This is a genomic window from Neobacillus sp. B24 (assembly GCF_055381825.1).
In genome coordinates this window covers 4,024,919-4,042,175 of record NZ_AP035777.1, presented here as the reverse complement: position 1 = coordinate 4,042,175, position 17,257 = coordinate 4,024,919, and the positions used below count along the sequence as shown (strand labels likewise).

The window sequence follows — 17,257 nt, the reverse complement described above, 5'->3', positions numbered from 1 at the left end:
TTGGGAGGAATACAATTGTTAAATCGCGTTAATAGGGTTGCAGTGATTGGCACTGGTTTTGTCGGATCGAGTTATGCCTTTGCCTTACTAAATCAAGGCATAACGGAGGAACTAGTCCTTATCGATTTAAATAAGCAAAAGGCTGAAGGGGATGCGATGGATTTAAATCATGGGCTTCCGTTTGCACCTTCTTATACAAAAATTTGGTATGGGGACTATTCCGAATGTGGTAAAGCGGATATAGTCGTGATTACAGCCGGTGCGAATCAAAAACCGGGGGAAACAAGACTTGACCTGGTGGAAAAAAACACAAAAATTTTCAAGGGAATAGTTGAGGAAATCTTGGCCAGTGGCTTTGATGGAATTTTTGTGGTTGCGACTAACCCTGTAGATATCCTCACCTATGCAGTATGGAAATTTTCCGGTTTTCCGAAAGAGCGGGTTATCGGGTCTGGGACAATTTTGGATACGGCGCGGTTCCGCTTCTTGCTTGGGGATTACTTCAAAGTCGATACCCGAAATGTTCATGCTTACATAATTGGTGAGCACGGCGATACTGAACTTCCAGTATGGAGCAATGCTAATATTGCCGGTACGCCAATCGCCGAGTGGACAAAAAATATGGCTGGGTACAGTCGAGGTGACCTAAATAAAATCTTTTTAAACGTACGAGATGCAGCATACCATATTATTGAACGTAAAGGTGCCACCTATTATGGAATTGCCATGGGGTTGGTCCGGTTAACCAAGGCATTGTTGGAAAATGAAAACTCAGTTTTGACCATTTCTGCTTGTTTAAATGGCGAATATGGCCATGATAATATCTATATTGGAGTGCCGGCCATTGTAAATCGTAACGGGGTCATGAAAATCATCGAGCTTGATTTAAGTGAGCAGGAGAAAGAGAATTTCGCGCATTCTGTTAATGTGCTAAAAAACACACAGGATTCTGTATTTAAGAAGTAACTGCAGATAAAGGGTTGAATTCATTTTTGAGTTCAACCTTTTGTTTTTTGAGTAGGATAAAACATTAAGGATCATCACAAAATATGGTCAGGAGGGATAAAAATGTCTCGTATGTTAACATCGATTCTGATGATTGGCTCGATTGGTTATTTTGCTTTTCGCTATCGGTATCGTTTAATGAATCTATTGTTTGCATCGGGGTGGCTGCGGCGGATTGCGGTCAGTTCGGTCATGAGTATGCCTGGCGTAAAGCAAAAGTTGATGCAAACCGTATTTGGAGGACCATCTGTAAGGTGAAAACCACAGATGGTTTTTTTACGGCCACATTTTTGTCTAAATGGTTAAATCTCAATTTCTCGGTTTGTTTCATTCATGTTCACTCGCTTAAATCGTTTATAATAATAGAAACGGGAAAACACTAAATCATCTTATCCGAAAATGCAGTAAGAGGTCATTACCTTTATTAGAAAGTAGGGGAGAAATGAATAATAGAGAAAATTATATCTTCTGGCAGCTGGCTTATTCATTGATTTCTGAACATGGCTACAGGCTGATCAAGTTATTTGAAAATCAAAAAGAACTATGGCTTGAGAAATTCGAAAATAAGCATGCCCCGGTCTTTAGGCTGCAGCTTGAAAACTTTGATTGGAGTAATGCGATGCAGCGAGATATAGAATTCTCTGCTGTTAATGGGGAAGGTATTCGTAAACAACTGGGAAGAAGCGAGTTGCAGGTAACAAACATTTATATTAGTGAGTATCCCCCAGTTGACGACTATGAGTTTCGAATCTCTCATCCCTTTATCAATCCTGATGGAAATAAAACAACTGTAAAAACAATTCTATTGACCAAGGACCAAGTAAAAGATGGTCTTCAAAGGATTTCAGAAGTGCTGCAATCAGACATTAATGTTTCTATTGCCGAAGAATATACTGCCGAAGAGGTAGAATTGGTAAAAAAAGCGGCTATAGAACATACCTTAAAAAAAGCACAGGCCGAAAAAGAGATTCTGCGTAATAGCAAGCCATTTTTTACCTACATATTTATATTGATCCAATGTGCCGTTTTTTTCTGGATGGAATTGAACGGTGGAAGTACCGATACTTCAAATCTAATTAAATATGGTGCAAAGGTTAATCAATTGATTGATCAAGGAGAATGGTGGCGATTCATCACTCCTGTGTTTATTCACATCGGATTTTTGCACTTGGCGATGAATACACTTTCTTTATATTATTTGGGAGTAGAAGTCGAACGAATTTACGGCAGATTTAGATTTCTGGTGATTTATTTGTTTGCAGGGTTTACTGGTGTCGTGGCCAGTTTCCTATTTAGTCCCAGCTTATCTGCGGGGGCAAGTGGGGCTATTTTCGGCTGCTTTGGAGCGCTGTTGTACTTTGGGGTTACTTACCCCAAATTATTTATGCGAACAATGGGGATGAATTTGATTGCTGTTCTGGTTTTGAACCTTGTGTTTGGATTTTCAATGGCAGGAATTGATAATGCTGGCCACTTGGGGGGACTCGCAGGGGGCTTTCTTGCTGCTGGGCTTGTCCATTTTCCGAAGAAAGCAAAGCCATTGTTTCAATTCATTTTCCTGGCTGCTTCGGCAATCCTTGTCTGGGGTTCATTAACCTATGGTTTCAGCAACTCTATAAGTACACAAGATGAAAATTCAACATTGGTTTTAGCTCAAGACTATATTAAACAAGAAAATTATGATGGTGCATATGATACGCTTAAGCAATATGTGAATCAGGGGCCAGAACAATCTGAGCGAACCTATTTTTTGTTATCTTATGTAGAGATTAAAAAGGGGCTTCTTTCTGATGCGAAGAATCACCTGCAGCAAGCCATTGACCTTGAACCGGATTTTCCTGAAGCCTATTTTAATCTTGCATTAATCTATTTGGAAGAAAATGATTTACAAAAAGCGAAAGAGAACGCTGAAAAGGCTGCAGAATTAAAACCAAAGGAAAAGCAATACTCCAATCTGGTACAGGAAATTGAACAATATCTGAAGTCCTCAAGTGGGGAATAGACTTTCACGCTCATCAATGAAATGTCTTAAAAGAATACCTTGAGGACAACCATAGCTTGGGTTATACTTTTTGTTGTAACACTACACTCTTCACTATGTAAGGGAAGGGAACAAAAATGAAAACGATTTATGAGATTCAACAATTTTTAAAGCAATTTGGAACAATCATTTATATCGGGGACCGGGTTGCTGATTTGGAATTGATGGAGGCGGAGCTAAGGGACCTGTTTCAAGCACAACTGATTGAACCAAGAGAATATCAAACCGCTCGATTATTACTAAGACAAGAAATTCAGGTACAAAGAGAAAAAACTCAAAATAAAAAATAGGTGAGAGAATAATGGGAAATCAATGGATAGTCGGAGTCGATTTAGGCGGAACCACAACAAAAATTGCATTTATTTCAATGGATGGACAAATCCTTCATAAATGGGAAATACCAACGGATAATACCAATGAAGGGCAGAATATTACACTGAATATTGCCAAGTCCATTGATGGAAAACTGAATGAACTTGGACAATCAAGGGAAGTGCTAGCAGGTGTTGGCATGGGAGCACCAGGCCCGGTAAATTATGAAACTGGTGTCATTTTGAATGCTGTAAACCTGGGATGGAAGGATAACTTTCCATTACAATCGAGCCTTGAGTCGGCAACGAACCTTCCGGCCGCTATTGAAAACGATGCAAACTGTGCAGCATTGGGTGAAATGTGGCAAGGTGCTGGCAATGGTGCCAAAGACTTGGTGTTTGTTACTTTAGGAACTGGAGTTGGCGGCGGTGTCGTTGCAAATGGAAACATCGTTCAAGGTGTAAATGGCGCAGGCGGAGAAATCGGCCATATCACGGCTATTCCGGTTGGCGGGTCACCTTGTAATTGCGGGAAAACAGGCTGTCTTGAGACAGTTGCATCTGCAACTGGGATTGTCCGCCTGGCTCTCAAAGAGCTTGCTGAAAGTGGGACAGACGGGCAATTGGCCCAAGTTTATGCCAAGGAAAATAAAATAAGTGCTAAGGATGTTTTTGACGCGGCGAGAGCCGGTGATGCCCTAGCCGGTAAAGTACTTCAAGAAGTGGCTTTTCATCTCGGACTTGTACTATCCCATCTCGGGAATACGTTAAATCCGGAAAAGATTGTTCTTGGCGGTGGTGTATCCAAGGCGGGGGACATTCTGGTAGATGCTGTCCAAGAAAACTTTAACAGATATGCATTCTCATCCGTTAGAAATTCTACTAAATTGGCGGTAGCGACATTGGGAAATGATGCTGGTGTTCTCGGTGCTGCCTGGTTGATTAAAAATAAATTAAGTTAATTTTCAAGAAGGAAGCTGTCTTTACTGCGGCTTTCTTCTTATTTTTGTTATAATATTGAAAAGATTGAAACATTTTGGTTATTTGTACGTACTAATTAAAGAGTGAAGAAAGCAGGGAGGGGGAAATGGTTGTATTGAAAGTGGAAAATGCACATGGTCGTTATTGGCTGTTGTTATTAATAGTATTATCCCTTCTCTTAAGTGCTTGTACAGAACAAGTACAGCAAAAACCGAAAGTTCCGGAAAAAAACGCGAATACTAAACTACCCCAAACCACAGTGACTGAAGAAGAATGGAAGCTGCCAATCACTGTTCCAGAAGGTGAATTTTACAAATCTGCGGGCTGGCTGTCGGATCATGAAATTATTTATATCACTAATCTGGGACAAACCTCTAGTCTATATCGATACCATCTAATCACAGGAAAAAGTGAATTAATCTATAAAAGTAATGACGCAATCGTTAATGTGGAAATTAGTCCTTCAAAAAAATACCTTTTAATTCATTCCTCGCCAACAACCTACGAGGGAATTATCACGGTGATTAATACAGACGGTTCAGTACAGGCAAGCGAGAAGATTCCCTCCTACGAATTATTGTATGAATGGAATCCCTATAACGATTCTGAGATCCTTATTTCCAAGTTTAATGAGGATTGGAGTTTTGAAGTGCTGCTCCTAGATATTAAAAGATCAGACTTGACTGAAGTATCTCTGCCGCAGCCTTTTGTTAAGTGGACAGGTAATGATACGTTTGCTTACTTAAACTGGGATGACAATAACCCTGCCTTGTATGCGCCTCTTTTAGAGAGGGATTTAGGGAGCAATGAAGAGAAACGCTTATTTCCGGTGCTTTATCAATTTTCAACTTATCAAAATGTGCTTTTGGCCATTACGGCAAATGCAACAGAAAATCCACAGGCAAATTATTCATTCTATGATCAGGATATGAATGAAATTTTTTCGTTTACCAGTCCACTGCTGTCAAAGTACTCTGATTGGTTAATTCCTTTTTATGACTATAATGTCATGAAAAATCAATTTGCCGCTTTAAAGCCGATAAGGAGCGGCGAAGCGGATGCTTATATGGATGGCTTTGATCTGGAAATTTATAACTTGAAGAAACGTGAGAGAAAAGTAATCATGTCAGGTTTAGAAAATGAACCCATTCAATTTTCACCTTCCGGAAATGCCCTGCTTTATGGCAACAGTTATGAAAAAATAATTAACCTCTCAAAAAAGCAAATCATTGAATTGATGATGAAAGAATGACTCTTGACGGGTCATTCTTTTATTTCTAAAAGAGTAATTTTGGTAGAAAATAAACAATGGTGTCCATGCTAAAGGGCCTATTGATTTCCGCTCCAATCAAAAGCGTTTTCCTAGATTTTTCGTTTGTACACGTTATGAAGGTCAACCTCAAGGAGTGTTTGCCTAGATTTTTCGCTCAAACACGAATGATAGGAGAGCTCATGGCACGTTTGTCTGGACTATTCTCTCAAACACGTTATGAAGGTCAATCTCATGGCGTGTTTGCCTGAATTTTTCGTTCAAACACGTCATGAAAGGTAATCTCATGACGCATTTGACTGAATATTTCTCTCAAACAAGTTATGAAGGTCAATCTCATGGCGTGTTTGCCTGGATTTTTCGTTCAAACACGTCATGAAAGGCAATCTCATGACGCATTTGACTGAATATTTCTCTCAAACATGTTATGAAGGTCAATCTCATGGCGCATTTGACTGAGTATTTCTCTCAAACAAGTTATGAAGGTCAATCTCATGGCGCGTTTACCTGCTTTTTTCGCTAAAACACGTCATGAAAGGCAATCTCATGACGCATTTGACTGAATATTTCTCTCAAACATGTTATGAAGGTCAATCTCATGGCGTGTTTGCCTGAATTTTTCGTTCAAACACGTCATTAAGGCAATCTCATGGCGCGTTTACCTGCTTTTTTCGCTAAAACACGTCATGAAAGGTAATCTCATGACGCATTTGACTGAGTATTTCTCTCAAACACGTTATGAAGGTCAATCTAATGGCGCGTTTGCTTGGATTTTAGTTCAAACACGTCATGAAAGGCGGCCTCATAACATCAGACATGTCTTGATGCTTTCTTAGGTACTTTGCCATTGGTAGAGGGGAATTCTTAGAAGTAAGTCCTGTTGATTGACTCGGAAGGCACCGAGACTCCTGCGGGGGTACGGGGCAGTGGAGACCACGCAGGCGCTTTAGCGCCGAGGAGGCTTCACGGCACGCCCGCGGAAAGCGAAGTGCCTGGAGCGTAAATCAACAGACAAGTCGCATAGACAAGGTAATAAACTAACGCGATGAAAACAATATGAAAGTACCAAATAAAAGGCTGCCGAAGGCTATCAACAGAATGACTTTGGACGGACGGGTCATTCTTTTTTTGAAAATAAAAAAAGACTGCTTTTGACAGTCTTTTTAGTGGGTTCCGGTAGGGTAGCCAGAATTAACAAGTGTTGCGATTGCAAATGCACCAAATACAATTAATGATGCTACTCCCCAAAATGCGCCTAAAAGGTTTTTATTCTTTAAAGCTGTGAAAGCACCGTATGCTGCCAGGATGGCAACTAAAGCGAAAATAATAACTATTCCCATGAAATAACCCCCTTCTTTCGTGAAATGTCAGACCTTAGCCTGAGCTATAGTTATGTAACAATATTATATACATTCGTTCCTATTTTATATTCTTTTCAAGCGTTTGTCGAGGGCTAAAAAGTCAACGGTTGTATTTTCCCGTTGTAAAACGGAGAAATCATTCTAACCATTTACGTTTTAGTGTAAAATAGTGATATTGATGACATGTGATTTGGAGGATTTTATATATGAAATGGCAGCAATTACCTTTGGGCAGCATTCAAACAAACTGTTACATTGTCGAGGATAAAGAAAAAAATTGTTTAATTATAGACCCGGGCGGCGAAGCAAAAAAACTGACCAATCTTCTAAATTCAAGAGGTTTAAAACCAATCGCTGTGTTATTGACACATGCCCATTTTGACCATATTGGTGCAGTCGATGAGGTGCGTGGTGCATACAAAATACCTGTCTATCTTCACAAGCAGGAGGAAAAATGGCTTGGCGATCCAATGTTAAATGGTTCACAGTTTTTTCCTGTTATTGAAGCAATGAGAATAACCCCTGCCGATCATCTTCTTACGAAGGAAGGACCGATGAAAATTGGCAATTTCGAGTTTGACATTTTTCATACCCCAGGGCATTCACCTGGAAGTGTTTCATTTTATTTTGAGAAAGATGGATTTGTCATTTCCGGCGATGCCCTATTTCAAGGAAGCATTGGCAGGACGGACCTTCCCGGCGGCAATCAGTCGCAACTATTAAATAGTATACATGATAAGCTTTTGACACTGCCTGAAGATACCTATGTATTATCCGGACACGGACCTGTAACAACGATTGCTGATGAAATGGATAGCAACCCATTCTTGAATGGTTTTTAACCAATAGAAAGGCAATGTTAAAAGAAAGACCCTTCTCTTTAGGAGAAGGGTCTTTCTGGGGGATGTTCTATTCATTAATGGGAGGGGATAATATTTTAAGCTACTATCCTAACAATATTACAAAGTTTACACTGTGTCAATAGTGTTAATTTAAAAGGAGTCATTATGATTAACTATTTAAAAGACCTCATTTACAGTTCGCCCAATAAATTAATTTCCTACGCAGATTATATCAGTGCTGCCCTTTATCATCCCAATTTTGGATATTATATGAAACAGTCTCCAAAAATTGGCCGCCAAGGGGATTTTATTACAAGCAGCAATATTTCTGATGTATATGGCAGGTTAGTGGCAAAATGGTTTTACACTCTCTGCGAAAAATTGAAAATGCAGCCTGCATTTTATGAAATTGGCGCGGGAAATGGCCGTTTTGCCCATGCATTTTTACAGGAGTGGGATGAATCCGTTGGGACACCTTTACACTATACAATTATTGAAACAAGCCCCTACCATCGGAAATTGCAAAGGGAGCTGTTAAAGTCATATCCCTCGGTTATTCAAGTGGATAGTCTTGATGAGCTTGGCGGGATTGAAGGAATGGTATTCTCTAATGAGCTTTTTGATGCTCTGCCGGTTCATGTCATCGAGAAGGAGCATGATCAGTTATTTGAGGTTATGATCAGGGTAAAAGATGATCAATTGATTGAGCAGCGAGTTCCGTTAGTAAACGAGGATATATTGACATTTTTAGCGGAAAGTAATCTCAAAATACGGGACAAGCAGCGAATCGAGGCCCCAATTGCGATGAAAAAGATGATTGAAGAATTGGCTGGGCTTGTTTCCAGGGGACTGATTGTCACCGCAGACTATGGTTATAGTAATGAGGAGTGGCAGGATCCGAGAAGGAAAAACGGCAGCTTAAGAGGCTATTCTCAGCATAGAATGGTTGATAATGTTTTAATGAATCCAGGTGAAATGGATATAACCACACATATCCATTTGGATTATTTGATTCAAAAAGGTAAGGATGTCAATCTGGAATTGATCACAAAGTTAAGACAGGATGAGTTTCTGTTAAAGGCGGGGATATTGCAGGAATTGCAGAATCATTATGACCCTAACCCATTTTCTGAAGTGAGTAAACGAAACAGAGCCATTCGCAGCCTGATCATGCCTGGCGGGTTGAGCTCCTATTTTCATATTGTGATTCAACAAAAAGATTTGCAGGTAACTATCGATGATTTATTTGAAGAGGAAAAATCGATTCAAAAATAAAAACGCCGGAATCGGCGTTTTTATTTCTTCAATGTCCTCCGCCAAGCGGCATCATGAACGTAGTCCAATATGTAAAGCCTGCGAAAGAAATAGTTAAGTATGCCCCGAATACCCATAAATACATACGCTCAGATAATTTCAAATAGCTAAGCAGGACGAAGAATCCAGTTTGGGCTAAGAAAAGCATTGAGGTTTTATTCATATCACCAAGATATAACATGACGGTGAAAATACCCGTCCAAAAACCACATACTCTGAACATGCGATCCATATGTATCCCCCCTTTTACCCTTCGAATACCATCATTACAATATTATAAAGTAAAAGGAGGCCTAATGTAAACAATGGTTTCGAATTAGTTTGTGACCAGAGCTTGGTAGGAGCAAGTCTCACAGCCAGAAATCATATTTTCTTTTTCAACTAGCTCCACAGAATCGAATAATGCCTCAAACATTCCTTTAAGGAATTCATGATGCATGCTGCAAACTGTTTCCATATGATCTTCAGCCACTTCTTTAAATGGACAGTTGAAGATTTGGAAATAAATCTTGGTATGGTTGCCATTTACTTCAAATTCAGGATAAAAACCTGCAAGTGTGGCAGCGTTCTTTAATATACTGAGCTTTTCATCAAATTCTAATTCATCCCCAAGTGATCTTTTTGCAATCTCTTGTTCGACTACTTCAGTTCCAAACCGCTTGCCGGTCAAATAAAGTGCTTCCCTGCCTGCTTCTCCAAGGGAAATCATCGTTTGGATTGCTACTTTTGATAACAGCATGTAATCGCGGAATGGGAAATGAAGTTGAATTACATCATCGGATAGACGATACAATCTGCTTGGCCGTCCGCCTTTCCCAGTCTTCTTTGTTTCGGAAATGAGCATGTTCACATCCTCGAGCTTGGATAAATGCAGTCTAGCAACGTTTGGATGAATGTCGAAATTCTCCGCCACTTCTTGTACCGTAACTTCTCTGTGACGTTTTGTAATGTATTGATAAATGTAGTATCTGGTTGGATCTGACAAAACGTTTGTTATCTTTAGTGTCTGTTCCATCTCGGTTCACCTCGGACCCCCATAATTTATTCCCATTATAATACAGCAAAATTAAAGTTGGAATGAGGTTTCTAACGTATACACTATATGTTTAGAAAATGTTCACAATTTTTGACGCTAGTTTGTAACAATATTAGAAAAATGCCCCATATTTCTACTGATTTCGATGGAATAATAATTTTTATTACAAAAAAAATATTTTTTTTTAAATAAAGAAGGGAAAAGAAGAATGGTGTCGAAAGATTACTATGACAATTTAAAAAGGTGGTGATTCATATTGTTAGTTCAATTGAAATTTTAGCGAACCGGATCATTACAGATGCAGCTAGAAACCAAGCAACTGACATCCACATTATCCCGCGAAAAAATGACACGCTTGTTCAAATCCGGTTAACAAACAAATTGATTCCCCGATTATCCCTTCCGAAAGATGAGTGCGAAAGACTTATTTCACATTTTAAATTTACAGCAAATATGGATATCGGTGAACGACGACGGCCTCAAAGCGGTGCCATTTTTTGTGAAGTCAATGGACAATTGATGGGGTTAAGGCTATCCACGCTCCCATCCAATGATCGTGAAAGTCTAGTCATCCGGCTACTGCCCCAGCAGGAACAAATCCCTTTTCACCAGCTCTCGCTTTTTCCTTCAATGACAAGAAAACTTTTAGCGCTTCTCAAACACGCACATGGGTTAATTATTTTTACCGGGCCAACTGGGTCAGGCAAAACCACCACATTGTATTCCCTCATCAATGAAACTGCACACCTTTTCCACAGGAATGTTATCACACTCGAAGACCCAATTGAAAAAAACTATGACTCTGTCCTCCAGGTACAAGTGAATGAGAAGGCCGGGGTGACCTATGCCACCGGTTTAAAGGCTATTCTTCGTCATGACCCCGATATCATCATGGTGGGGGAAATCAGAGATGCTGAAACGGCAAAAATAGCTGTTCGCGCAGCTTTAACGGGGCATTTGGTATTAAGTACAATGCATACACGGGATGCAAAAGGGGCTGTTTTCCGTCTCCGTGAATTCGGGGTAAATTGGATGGAGGTTGAACAGACGCTTATTGCCGTCACGGCGCAGAGGCTTGTGGAACTGACCTGCCCCTTTTGTGAAGGAGATTGTCCGCCGCATTGTTATTCTTATGGTCATTGGAAACGGGCAAGCGTGTTTGAACTGTTGTCCGGGAAAAACCTAAACTTGGCAATGAAAGCAGCACAGGGTGAGAAGGTAGAAACGCATTACCGAACGCTTAGCCAGGTGATCAATAAGGGAATTGCCCTAGGCTATATTCAGGAATCTGAATATGACCGGCTGGTATATGCCAATGAAACCACGTAAATGGACACTCAACGAACAAGCCAGCTTTCTGAAAAGAATGGGAGAACTATTGGCAAGGGGATATCCAATTGCCGCAGCAATTGAATCCATAGCATTACATTTGCCTGTCCACCGAAAGGAGGAATTATATGCTTGCTTAACTGAATTAAAAACAGGGGCGCCGTTTCATGTGGTTCTAGAAGGGTTGGGATTTAACAAGGATTTAATCGGCTATGTTTATTTTGCTGAACAACATGGCAGTTTTGCTGAGGCACTGCTCGAAGGCAGCAGCTTGGCAATTATAAGGGATAAAGATTTACGGAAGCTGATTAACTTGCTTCAATATCCCATGCTGCTGTTATTTATTACCGGTCTGTTGATTATATTCGTTGAGAATACATTGCTGCCTAGGTTTACCAGTCTATTTGCAACACTTGGTCTGGAGGAAAATTTTTTTACTAAGGTTATTTATGCTTTTGATCACTATTTTCCTGTTCTACTTGTGACTATGGTTGCTTTTCTTGTGATAACGGCAATTTACTACCTTTTCTTCTTTAAAAACTACTCCGCTCTCAAGCAGCGGACATTGCTCATTCGACTCCCTATTATCGGCAGAATCCTCAAATTGCTGTTTACCCACTATTTTTCCATTCAATTAAGTTTCCTACTATCTGGCGGAATATCCGTTTCTGAAGCATTAAAGCTGTTTGAAAAAAATGAAAGACAGCCGTTTTTCAGTCAACTTGGGCAAGAGATTAAGGTGAAGCTTGTTTCCGGTGAAACCTTGGTAATGATACTAGCTTCTTATGCCTTTTTTGAAAAGGAGTTTCCGATGATTGTAAAACATGGGCAAGAAAATGGGAAATTGGAACAAGAGTTACTGTTTTTCAGCAGGCACTGCATAACGACCATGGAGGAATTAGTAGAGAAAAGATTAAAGGCTATCCAGCCTATATTGTATTTGTTTATTGGTGTATTGGTTGTATCTATGTATTTAGCGATTTTATTACCGATGTTCCATTTATTAGATGGAATATAAAAATGGAGGTTACAAAAATGAACAAAAGAAGTAATAAAGAAGCCGGATTTACGCTGATTGAAATGATGATTGTTATGCTTATTATTTCGGTTTTATTGATCATAACGATTCCCAATGTTACCAAGCACAATACCAATATTAACAACAAGGGCTGTCAAGCATATGTGAAGATGGTGCAAGCCCAGGTACAAGCTTATCAAATGGATATAAATAAAACACCAACTCTGGATGACCTTAAATCTAAAGGGTATTTAGACCCGAACACAAAGGGCTGCCCAAATGGGGAAACTGTTGAAATTGATAACGAAGGCAACGTTACGAGTGTTAAGAAAGAAACTGCAACAACAACTACAACGGAACAATGATAACTGAACAAAAGGGCTTCACCTTAATTGAGTCCTTGGTTGTGCTTTCTATCTTTATGATTCTGTCTTCTGTCACGGTGTTTTCCTTAAAACCGCAGCATTCGATGATTGACGATGAAGCATTTGTGACGCAGTTACAGGCAGACCTTTACTTTGCCCAGTCCTATGCGATTTCGCACCAGATGGATGTTATCGTAATATTTTCTCCAAAGGATTACACCTACACCCTGTTGGGGAGGTCTGGGCAGGAGCAGCTGCTTAGCAGATCATATTCGACTGATCTTAAAGTCGTGGAAGGGACAATCCCTTTAAGTTTTAGATATCTAAGTGACGGAATAGTTAATAAATCTGGTACCATCCTTATTCGTTCAAGGAACAAAACCTATGTGTTGACAATATTAATCGGAAAAGGGCGTTTTTATGTTACGGAACAATAAGGGATACTTTTTACTTGATCTCTTACTGTCGTTGTCTGCCTTGTTTATGATTTTTCTGTATTTGACGCCGTTATTGACTCACCTTTGGGAGCAGTCAGGCCGGCTTGAAATGGAAAAAACGGCACGGCAATTGATGTTTGAAGAATTGCAGGCGAAATTAGCCACTAACAGCAATTTGGTCAATTATGCCACATTGAAAAATGGTATACAATACCAAATCTATTGGCGGGAATCATCCGGCTTATTGGAGGTGTGTGTTAATGTTGAGAAAACTCCGCTGCATTCAAAAACAGAAGTGTGCGGCCTCCTCGAATGAAACTGGCTTTACCCTGATTGAAGTATTGTTGGCCCTTACAATTCTTTCGATTATCGCTTTCTATATGGGACCCATTTTTCATACAGTCTTGAACAATCATCGTTCACAATACGCTTTGCAGGAGATGGAGTGGGAGGTTTTCTGTATGCAAATGAAAAAGGAAATCCGCATGGCCTCCAAAGCAGAAGTGGTATCTGGCCGCTTGATTCTAACGAAGGATAGTGAAACAATCTATTATGAAAAATATAATTCGCTGCTGCGAAGACGAGTAAATTCTTTAGGGCATGAAATTCTTTTGCAGAACGTTTCCGATTATCAGGTGACAGTTTTAACGAACCAAGTCAACATCAAAGTAACTGACCTGAACGGAAAGAATTATTGGGCAATTGCCTATTCCTTTGTTGATTGGGGGAATAAGCCATGAACGAAAAAGGGTTTACCTATCCGTTGACATTATGTTTGCTTTTGTTATTTCTATTATTTTTTTCGATGCAGTTAGAAAGGTCTTTGACACAAAGAAAGCTGGCACATGAGACGGGTATTGTTATGCAGGAAGAGTATTATTTCCTATCTTCCGTGAAAAAGCTGGAGGCAGTGTTTCAAGCTCAAGGGACTCTCCCTGTTAAGGACATCATCACCTATAGAAAGGGATGGGTGGATGTCCAAAGTGAAGCCCCTTCGAGCTCCAGCCAAAGGGTTACGTTTACTTTGTACCTAACCTCAGGTGAAAAGGTAACCGGCAGAGGTTATTTTGATACTAGGACAAAGAAGTTAATCAAATGGACAGTTTATTGATTTGTCGTTTGTTTTGAAAAAAAATGGGCATACTTTTAATGTAATTCGGGAGGCAGGTGGTGTTTCCATGAAAACAAATGACTATGTTAAATACATGACTCAGACGATTGTTAAATATGCAGATCAGCCAAAGGATGAGCGCAAACGAATGCGACTGGAGCGAAAAGAGGCGAAAGCTTCTTTTTGGTATCGTTGGTTTGGCATTCTGCCCTATATTCTTTATTCAGAAGTCAAAAGAATACGGAGAAAAGATGGCGCATAAAAAAGACCCCCAAAATCAAAAATACGATGATTTTGGGGGTTTTTTTAAATCGCTCTTTCAGTTAAATAAAATAATCCGCCATTAATAAATGAAATGTTAATTTTGGGCTCATATTGCTCCTTTAACGCCTGTTTCTCTGTTTCATAGCTTTCTTGCGTTTCCTCATCGACATTCTCATAAAAGTGGTTTAACAGCTTTAAATCCTTCTCCCAGCGCATCCTGGCCTCGTCGGCCCAAGCATGGTCATCCTGCTCGATAGTTGTTCTTAAATAATTTTCAATCCTGAGCATCCCGCTTTTTGGTTTGACTAAAGGTGAAAGGGTAAAGGAATAATCAGGGATTTTTGGTGTCAAAGGGATCTTCATTAACACATCATGAAAATTCTCGACCATTTGACCATTAATTAATTGCAGGCCAATCGATTTAAAAATATCACGTTTTCGATCGCACTGGTACGATATTTTTACGTTCATGCAAAGCCAGGGTAAAAGCGGTGTCTGGCGGTTGGCATGTGCATGGTTTTCATAAAGCCGGATGTACCGCGATAAATTCTTGGTTGATTCAAAGATTTGATGAAGCCTCGGTGAACCGAAATGGATTGTTTCGCCCCTTAATTTTTCAGGGGCAGCATCTTTATTCGTAATCAGGGTCAGCTGCATCGGGTTGGGAATGCCCCCAGTCTTTTCTAAGTAGTGCCAGTAAAACGGCCGGTTCATTAATTCTTTGTCCATCTCAATTGTTAACTGGACGGTCAAGTAGGCGGGATGATTATCAATTATCGGACATTCATTAGCCTGAAAGTAGTTAACCAGAAAGTTACGAATTTCCTGCTGCTGCATGGGCTTCCCCTTTCTTCATCGACTCAGCAAATTCAATCATTGATGATAAATTCTCCATTTTGATTCGCATTTCACCTTCCGAACTGGAACCGCTGAAAATATCGATTAAGTGATCCTCGATATTTCCAAAATCAAGCTTCGTTAGGATATCATCAAGTTCGCCGATGACCTTCTCAAATAGTTCAATTTTTTCATATAAGAGCTTAAGTATATGCTCTTCGACGGTATTCTTAATGGCAAAATTGTAAATCATTACATCTTTTTCCTGGCCAAGCCGGTGAATCCGCCCGATTCGCTGCTCAAGCCGCATCGGATTCCATGGCAAATCAAAGTTGATTATGTGGTTGCAAAATTGAAGGTTAATTCCTTCACCACCTGCTTCTGTTGCAATCAGCACCTGGGCATGCTTTTGGAATAATTCACGCATCCAGTCCTTTTTTCCCCGCTTAAACCCGCCACGGAATGGAACGGATGAAATGCCGTGCTGCTTCAAGTACCATTGCAGGTACAATTGCGTTGCCCGATATTCTGTGAAAATTATCACCTTATCGTCTATCTTCTGGATTAATTCCAGGGCTTTTTCGGCCTTGGAATTTTTTTCGACAGCCTCCACCTTTTTAATTAAGTATTCAATTTGCTGCTGATAGGCTTGAGTTGGATTCTCATGTTTTTGGAGCATATTTTTCAATGTATAGAAAACTGCCTCTCTGCTTGAACAGGCTTCCCGCTGCAATGTCATGACGGAGAAACTGCTGGTTTGCAGCCAGTCTCCCTCATTTTTCAATTCAGTAACACAGTCATATAAATCTCGCTCAGATGGCGTAAATTCAATTGGAATGGTTTCAACATGGCGTTTTGTCCATTCAATCCCGGTATCTGCCCGGCGGTTACGAATCATCACCTTGTTCACTAGTTCTTTCAAATGTTCATCATCATTTAACGAGCGGGAATCACGTTTATATTTTTCGTAAAACGACGTTTCACTTCCCAGATGTCCAGGCTTTAGCAAGGAAACAAGATTGAAAATCTCTTCTATTCGGTTTTGAATGGGGGTTGCGGTAAGCAGCAAACAAAATTTCTTCTTTAAGTTTTGGACAAATTCATAGTTTTTCGTTTTATTATTTTTCAATTTATGTGCTTCATCGATAATAATTAGATCGTAGTTCTGCTGATAAATAATGTCACGGTGCGGGTTCCGTTTCGCTGTATCGATGGATGATACGACAACGTCACATTGCTCCCACACATAACTTTTTCTTTGGGTGATGGCCGGAATAAAAAACTTGCTATTCAACTCCTGGGCCCATTGAGTGACGAGTGAAGCAGGTACGAGAATCAGGACTTTCTTAACCAAGCCTCGAATCATATACTCTTTTAGAATTAACCCTGCTTCAATGGTCTTGCCAAGTCCAACTTCATCGGCCAATATCGCTTTCCCATTCATGTTTTCAATGACTTGCTTGGCGGTTTCAAGCTGATGAGGGAGCGGTGTCAGGTTAGGCAGGTGTTTCGGTGCCTGGAGACCCTCAAATTCAGGAATGATTAAGTGTTGTTCAATATCTACTGCCAGTTTAAAAAGCTCCCAATTCCCCCATGGGCCATCATGGTCAATCTTATGTAAAAAATCATCCTGCCAGGAAGAATCAAATTCTATTTCAACATTCATGTTAGTTCAACTCCTTATCATTGTGGCTTATTATGAAGACGCTTTCTTTTGCGAAATTGTTATTGCTCA

General features: G+C 40.0%; 21 protein-coding genes. 16 read left to right on the top strand and 5 right to left on the bottom strand.

The genetic code is table 11. From position 1 onward, the window contains the following. Nucleotides 1-15 precede the first annotated feature (15 nt). The 6 genes from ACZ43M_RS20085 to ACZ43M_RS20060 all read left to right on the top strand — a co-directional run bounded on the left by ACZ43M_RS20085 (nt 16) and on the right by ACZ43M_RS20060 (nt 5,590). Nucleotides 16-966: an L-lactate dehydrogenase gene (locus ACZ43M_RS20085; RefSeq protein ID WP_464504284.1), complete on the top strand. Its 951-nt coding sequence runs from the start codon at nt 16-18 to the stop codon at nt 964-966. Between the two features lie 102 nt (nt 967-1,068). Beyond that, nucleotides 1,069-1,263: a hypothetical protein gene (locus ACZ43M_RS20080; protein WP_464504283.1), complete on the top strand. Its 195-nt coding sequence runs from the start codon at nt 1,069-1,071 to the stop codon at nt 1,261-1,263. Nucleotides 1,264-1,447: 184 nt separating this feature from the next. Then, on the top strand, nt 1,448-3,007 hold the full coding sequence (locus tag ACZ43M_RS20075; RefSeq protein ID WP_464504282.1) for a rhomboid family intramembrane serine protease: 1,560 nt from the start codon (nt 1,448-1,450) through the stop codon (nt 3,005-3,007). 116 nt (nt 3,008-3,123) lie between these two features. Beyond that, nucleotides 3,124-3,336, top strand: coding sequence for a YqgQ family protein (locus ACZ43M_RS20070; RefSeq protein WP_464504281.1), 213 nt, complete (start codon nt 3,124-3,126; stop codon nt 3,334-3,336). 11 nt (nt 3,337-3,347) lie between these two features. Further along, nucleotides 3,348-4,319, top strand: a complete 972-nt coding sequence (locus tag ACZ43M_RS20065; protein WP_464504280.1) for an ROK family glucokinase — start codon at nt 3,348-3,350, stop codon at nt 4,317-4,319. 125 nt (nt 4,320-4,444) lie between these two features. Beyond that, nucleotides 4,445-5,590, top strand: coding sequence for a YqgU-like beta propeller domain-containing protein (locus ACZ43M_RS20060; protein ID WP_464504279.1), 1,146 nt, complete (start codon nt 4,445-4,447; stop codon nt 5,588-5,590). Between the two features lie 1,181 nt (nt 5,591-6,771). On the opposite strand, the gene ACZ43M_RS20055 is transcribed toward ACZ43M_RS20060, so the two are convergent. Next, nucleotides 6,772-6,948: a DUF2759 domain-containing protein gene (locus ACZ43M_RS20055; RefSeq protein ID WP_464504278.1), complete on the bottom strand. Its 177-nt coding sequence runs from the start codon at nt 6,946-6,948 to the stop codon at nt 6,772-6,774. A 227-nt stretch (nt 6,949-7,175) separates the two neighbouring features. On the opposite strand from ACZ43M_RS20055, the gene ACZ43M_RS20050 reads away from it, so the two are divergent. Both ACZ43M_RS20050 and ACZ43M_RS20045 read left to right on the top strand, forming a co-directional pair. Then, nucleotides 7,176-7,811, top strand: a complete 636-nt coding sequence (locus tag ACZ43M_RS20050; RefSeq protein WP_464504277.1) for an MBL fold metallo-hydrolase — start codon at nt 7,176-7,178, stop codon at nt 7,809-7,811. Between the two features lie 165 nt (nt 7,812-7,976). Then, the gene (locus ACZ43M_RS20045) at nt 7,977-9,086 is read left to right on the top strand and encodes a class I SAM-dependent methyltransferase (RefSeq protein WP_464504276.1); all 1,110 of its coding nucleotides are present in this window, start codon (nt 7,977-7,979) and stop codon (nt 9,084-9,086) included. A 28-nt stretch (nt 9,087-9,114) separates the two neighbouring features. Here the strand turns inward: ACZ43M_RS20045 and ACZ43M_RS20040 are convergent, their stop codons facing one another. Both ACZ43M_RS20040 and ACZ43M_RS20035 read right to left on the bottom strand, forming a co-directional pair. Further along, a complete protein-coding gene (locus ACZ43M_RS20040) occupies nt 9,115-9,357 on the bottom strand; it encodes a DUF2626 domain-containing protein (RefSeq protein ID WP_464504275.1) in 243 nt (80 codons plus the stop codon). 84 nt (nt 9,358-9,441) lie between these two features. Then, entirely contained in the window at nt 9,442-10,140 is a 699-nt protein-coding gene (locus ACZ43M_RS20035; protein WP_464504274.1) for a helix-turn-helix transcriptional regulator, read from the bottom strand. A 267-nt stretch (nt 10,141-10,407) separates the two neighbouring features. Here ACZ43M_RS20035 and comGA point away from each other — a divergent pair, with 267 nt between their 5' ends. The 8 genes from comGA (at nt 10,408) to ACZ43M_RS19995 (ending at nt 14,683) form a co-directional block, all read left to right on the top strand. Beyond that, nucleotides 10,408-11,490: a competence type IV pilus ATPase ComGA gene (gene comGA, locus ACZ43M_RS20030; protein WP_464504273.1), complete on the top strand. Its 1,083-nt coding sequence runs from the start codon at nt 10,408-10,410 to the stop codon at nt 11,488-11,490. Next, on the top strand, nt 11,477-12,508 hold the full coding sequence (gene comGB / locus ACZ43M_RS20025) for a competence type IV pilus assembly protein ComGB (RefSeq protein ID WP_464504272.1): 1,032 nt from the start codon (nt 11,477-11,479) through the stop codon (nt 12,506-12,508). Before comGA ends, comGB begins: the two co-directional genes overlap by 14 nt. Before the next feature lie 17 nt (nt 12,509-12,525). Further along, the gene (comGC, locus tag ACZ43M_RS20020) at nt 12,526-12,873 is read left to right on the top strand and encodes a competence type IV pilus major pilin ComGC (protein WP_464504271.1); all 348 of its coding nucleotides are present in this window, start codon (nt 12,526-12,528) and stop codon (nt 12,871-12,873) included. After that, a complete protein-coding gene (comGD, locus tag ACZ43M_RS20015) occupies nt 12,870-13,310 on the top strand; it encodes a competence type IV pilus minor pilin ComGD (protein WP_464504270.1) in 441 nt (146 codons plus the stop codon). The genes comGC and comGD overlap by 4 nt, the downstream gene beginning before the upstream one ends. Beyond that, on the top strand, nt 13,294-13,626 hold the full coding sequence (locus ACZ43M_RS20010; RefSeq protein ID WP_464504269.1) for a hypothetical protein: 333 nt from the start codon (nt 13,294-13,296) through the stop codon (nt 13,624-13,626). The genes comGD and ACZ43M_RS20010 overlap by 17 nt, the downstream gene beginning before the upstream one ends. Next, nucleotides 13,571-14,050 carry a competence type IV pilus minor pilin ComGF gene (comGF, locus tag ACZ43M_RS20005; protein ID WP_464504268.1) on the top strand — a complete coding sequence of 160 codons (480 nt, stop codon included), beginning with the start codon at nt 13,571-13,573 and terminating at the stop codon, nt 14,048-14,050. Before ACZ43M_RS20010 ends, comGF begins: the two co-directional genes overlap by 56 nt. Further along, complete coding sequence (gene comGG, locus ACZ43M_RS20000) at nt 14,047-14,421, top strand: competence type IV pilus minor pilin ComGG (protein WP_464504267.1); 375 nt, start codon at nt 14,047-14,049, stop codon at nt 14,419-14,421. Before comGF ends, comGG begins: the two co-directional genes overlap by 4 nt. Nucleotides 14,422-14,488: 67 nt before the next feature. Continuing rightward, nucleotides 14,489-14,683, top strand: coding sequence for a YqzE family protein (locus ACZ43M_RS19995; protein WP_464504266.1), 195 nt, complete (start codon nt 14,489-14,491; stop codon nt 14,681-14,683). A gap of 44 nt (nt 14,684-14,727) precedes the next feature. Here the strand turns inward: ACZ43M_RS19995 and ACZ43M_RS19990 are convergent, their stop codons facing one another. Beyond that, nucleotides 14,728-15,522 (bottom strand): YqhG family protein, encoded by a 795-nt coding sequence (locus tag ACZ43M_RS19990; RefSeq protein ID WP_464504265.1) that lies wholly within the window; start codon nt 15,520-15,522, stop codon nt 14,728-14,730. Beyond that, the gene (locus ACZ43M_RS19985; RefSeq protein WP_464504264.1) at nt 15,500-17,188 is read right to left on the bottom strand and encodes a DEAD/DEAH box helicase; all 1,689 of its coding nucleotides are present in this window, start codon (nt 17,186-17,188) and stop codon (nt 15,500-15,502) included. The genes ACZ43M_RS19990 and ACZ43M_RS19985 overlap by 23 nt, the downstream gene beginning before the upstream one ends. Nucleotides 17,189-17,257 lie beyond the last annotated feature (69 nt).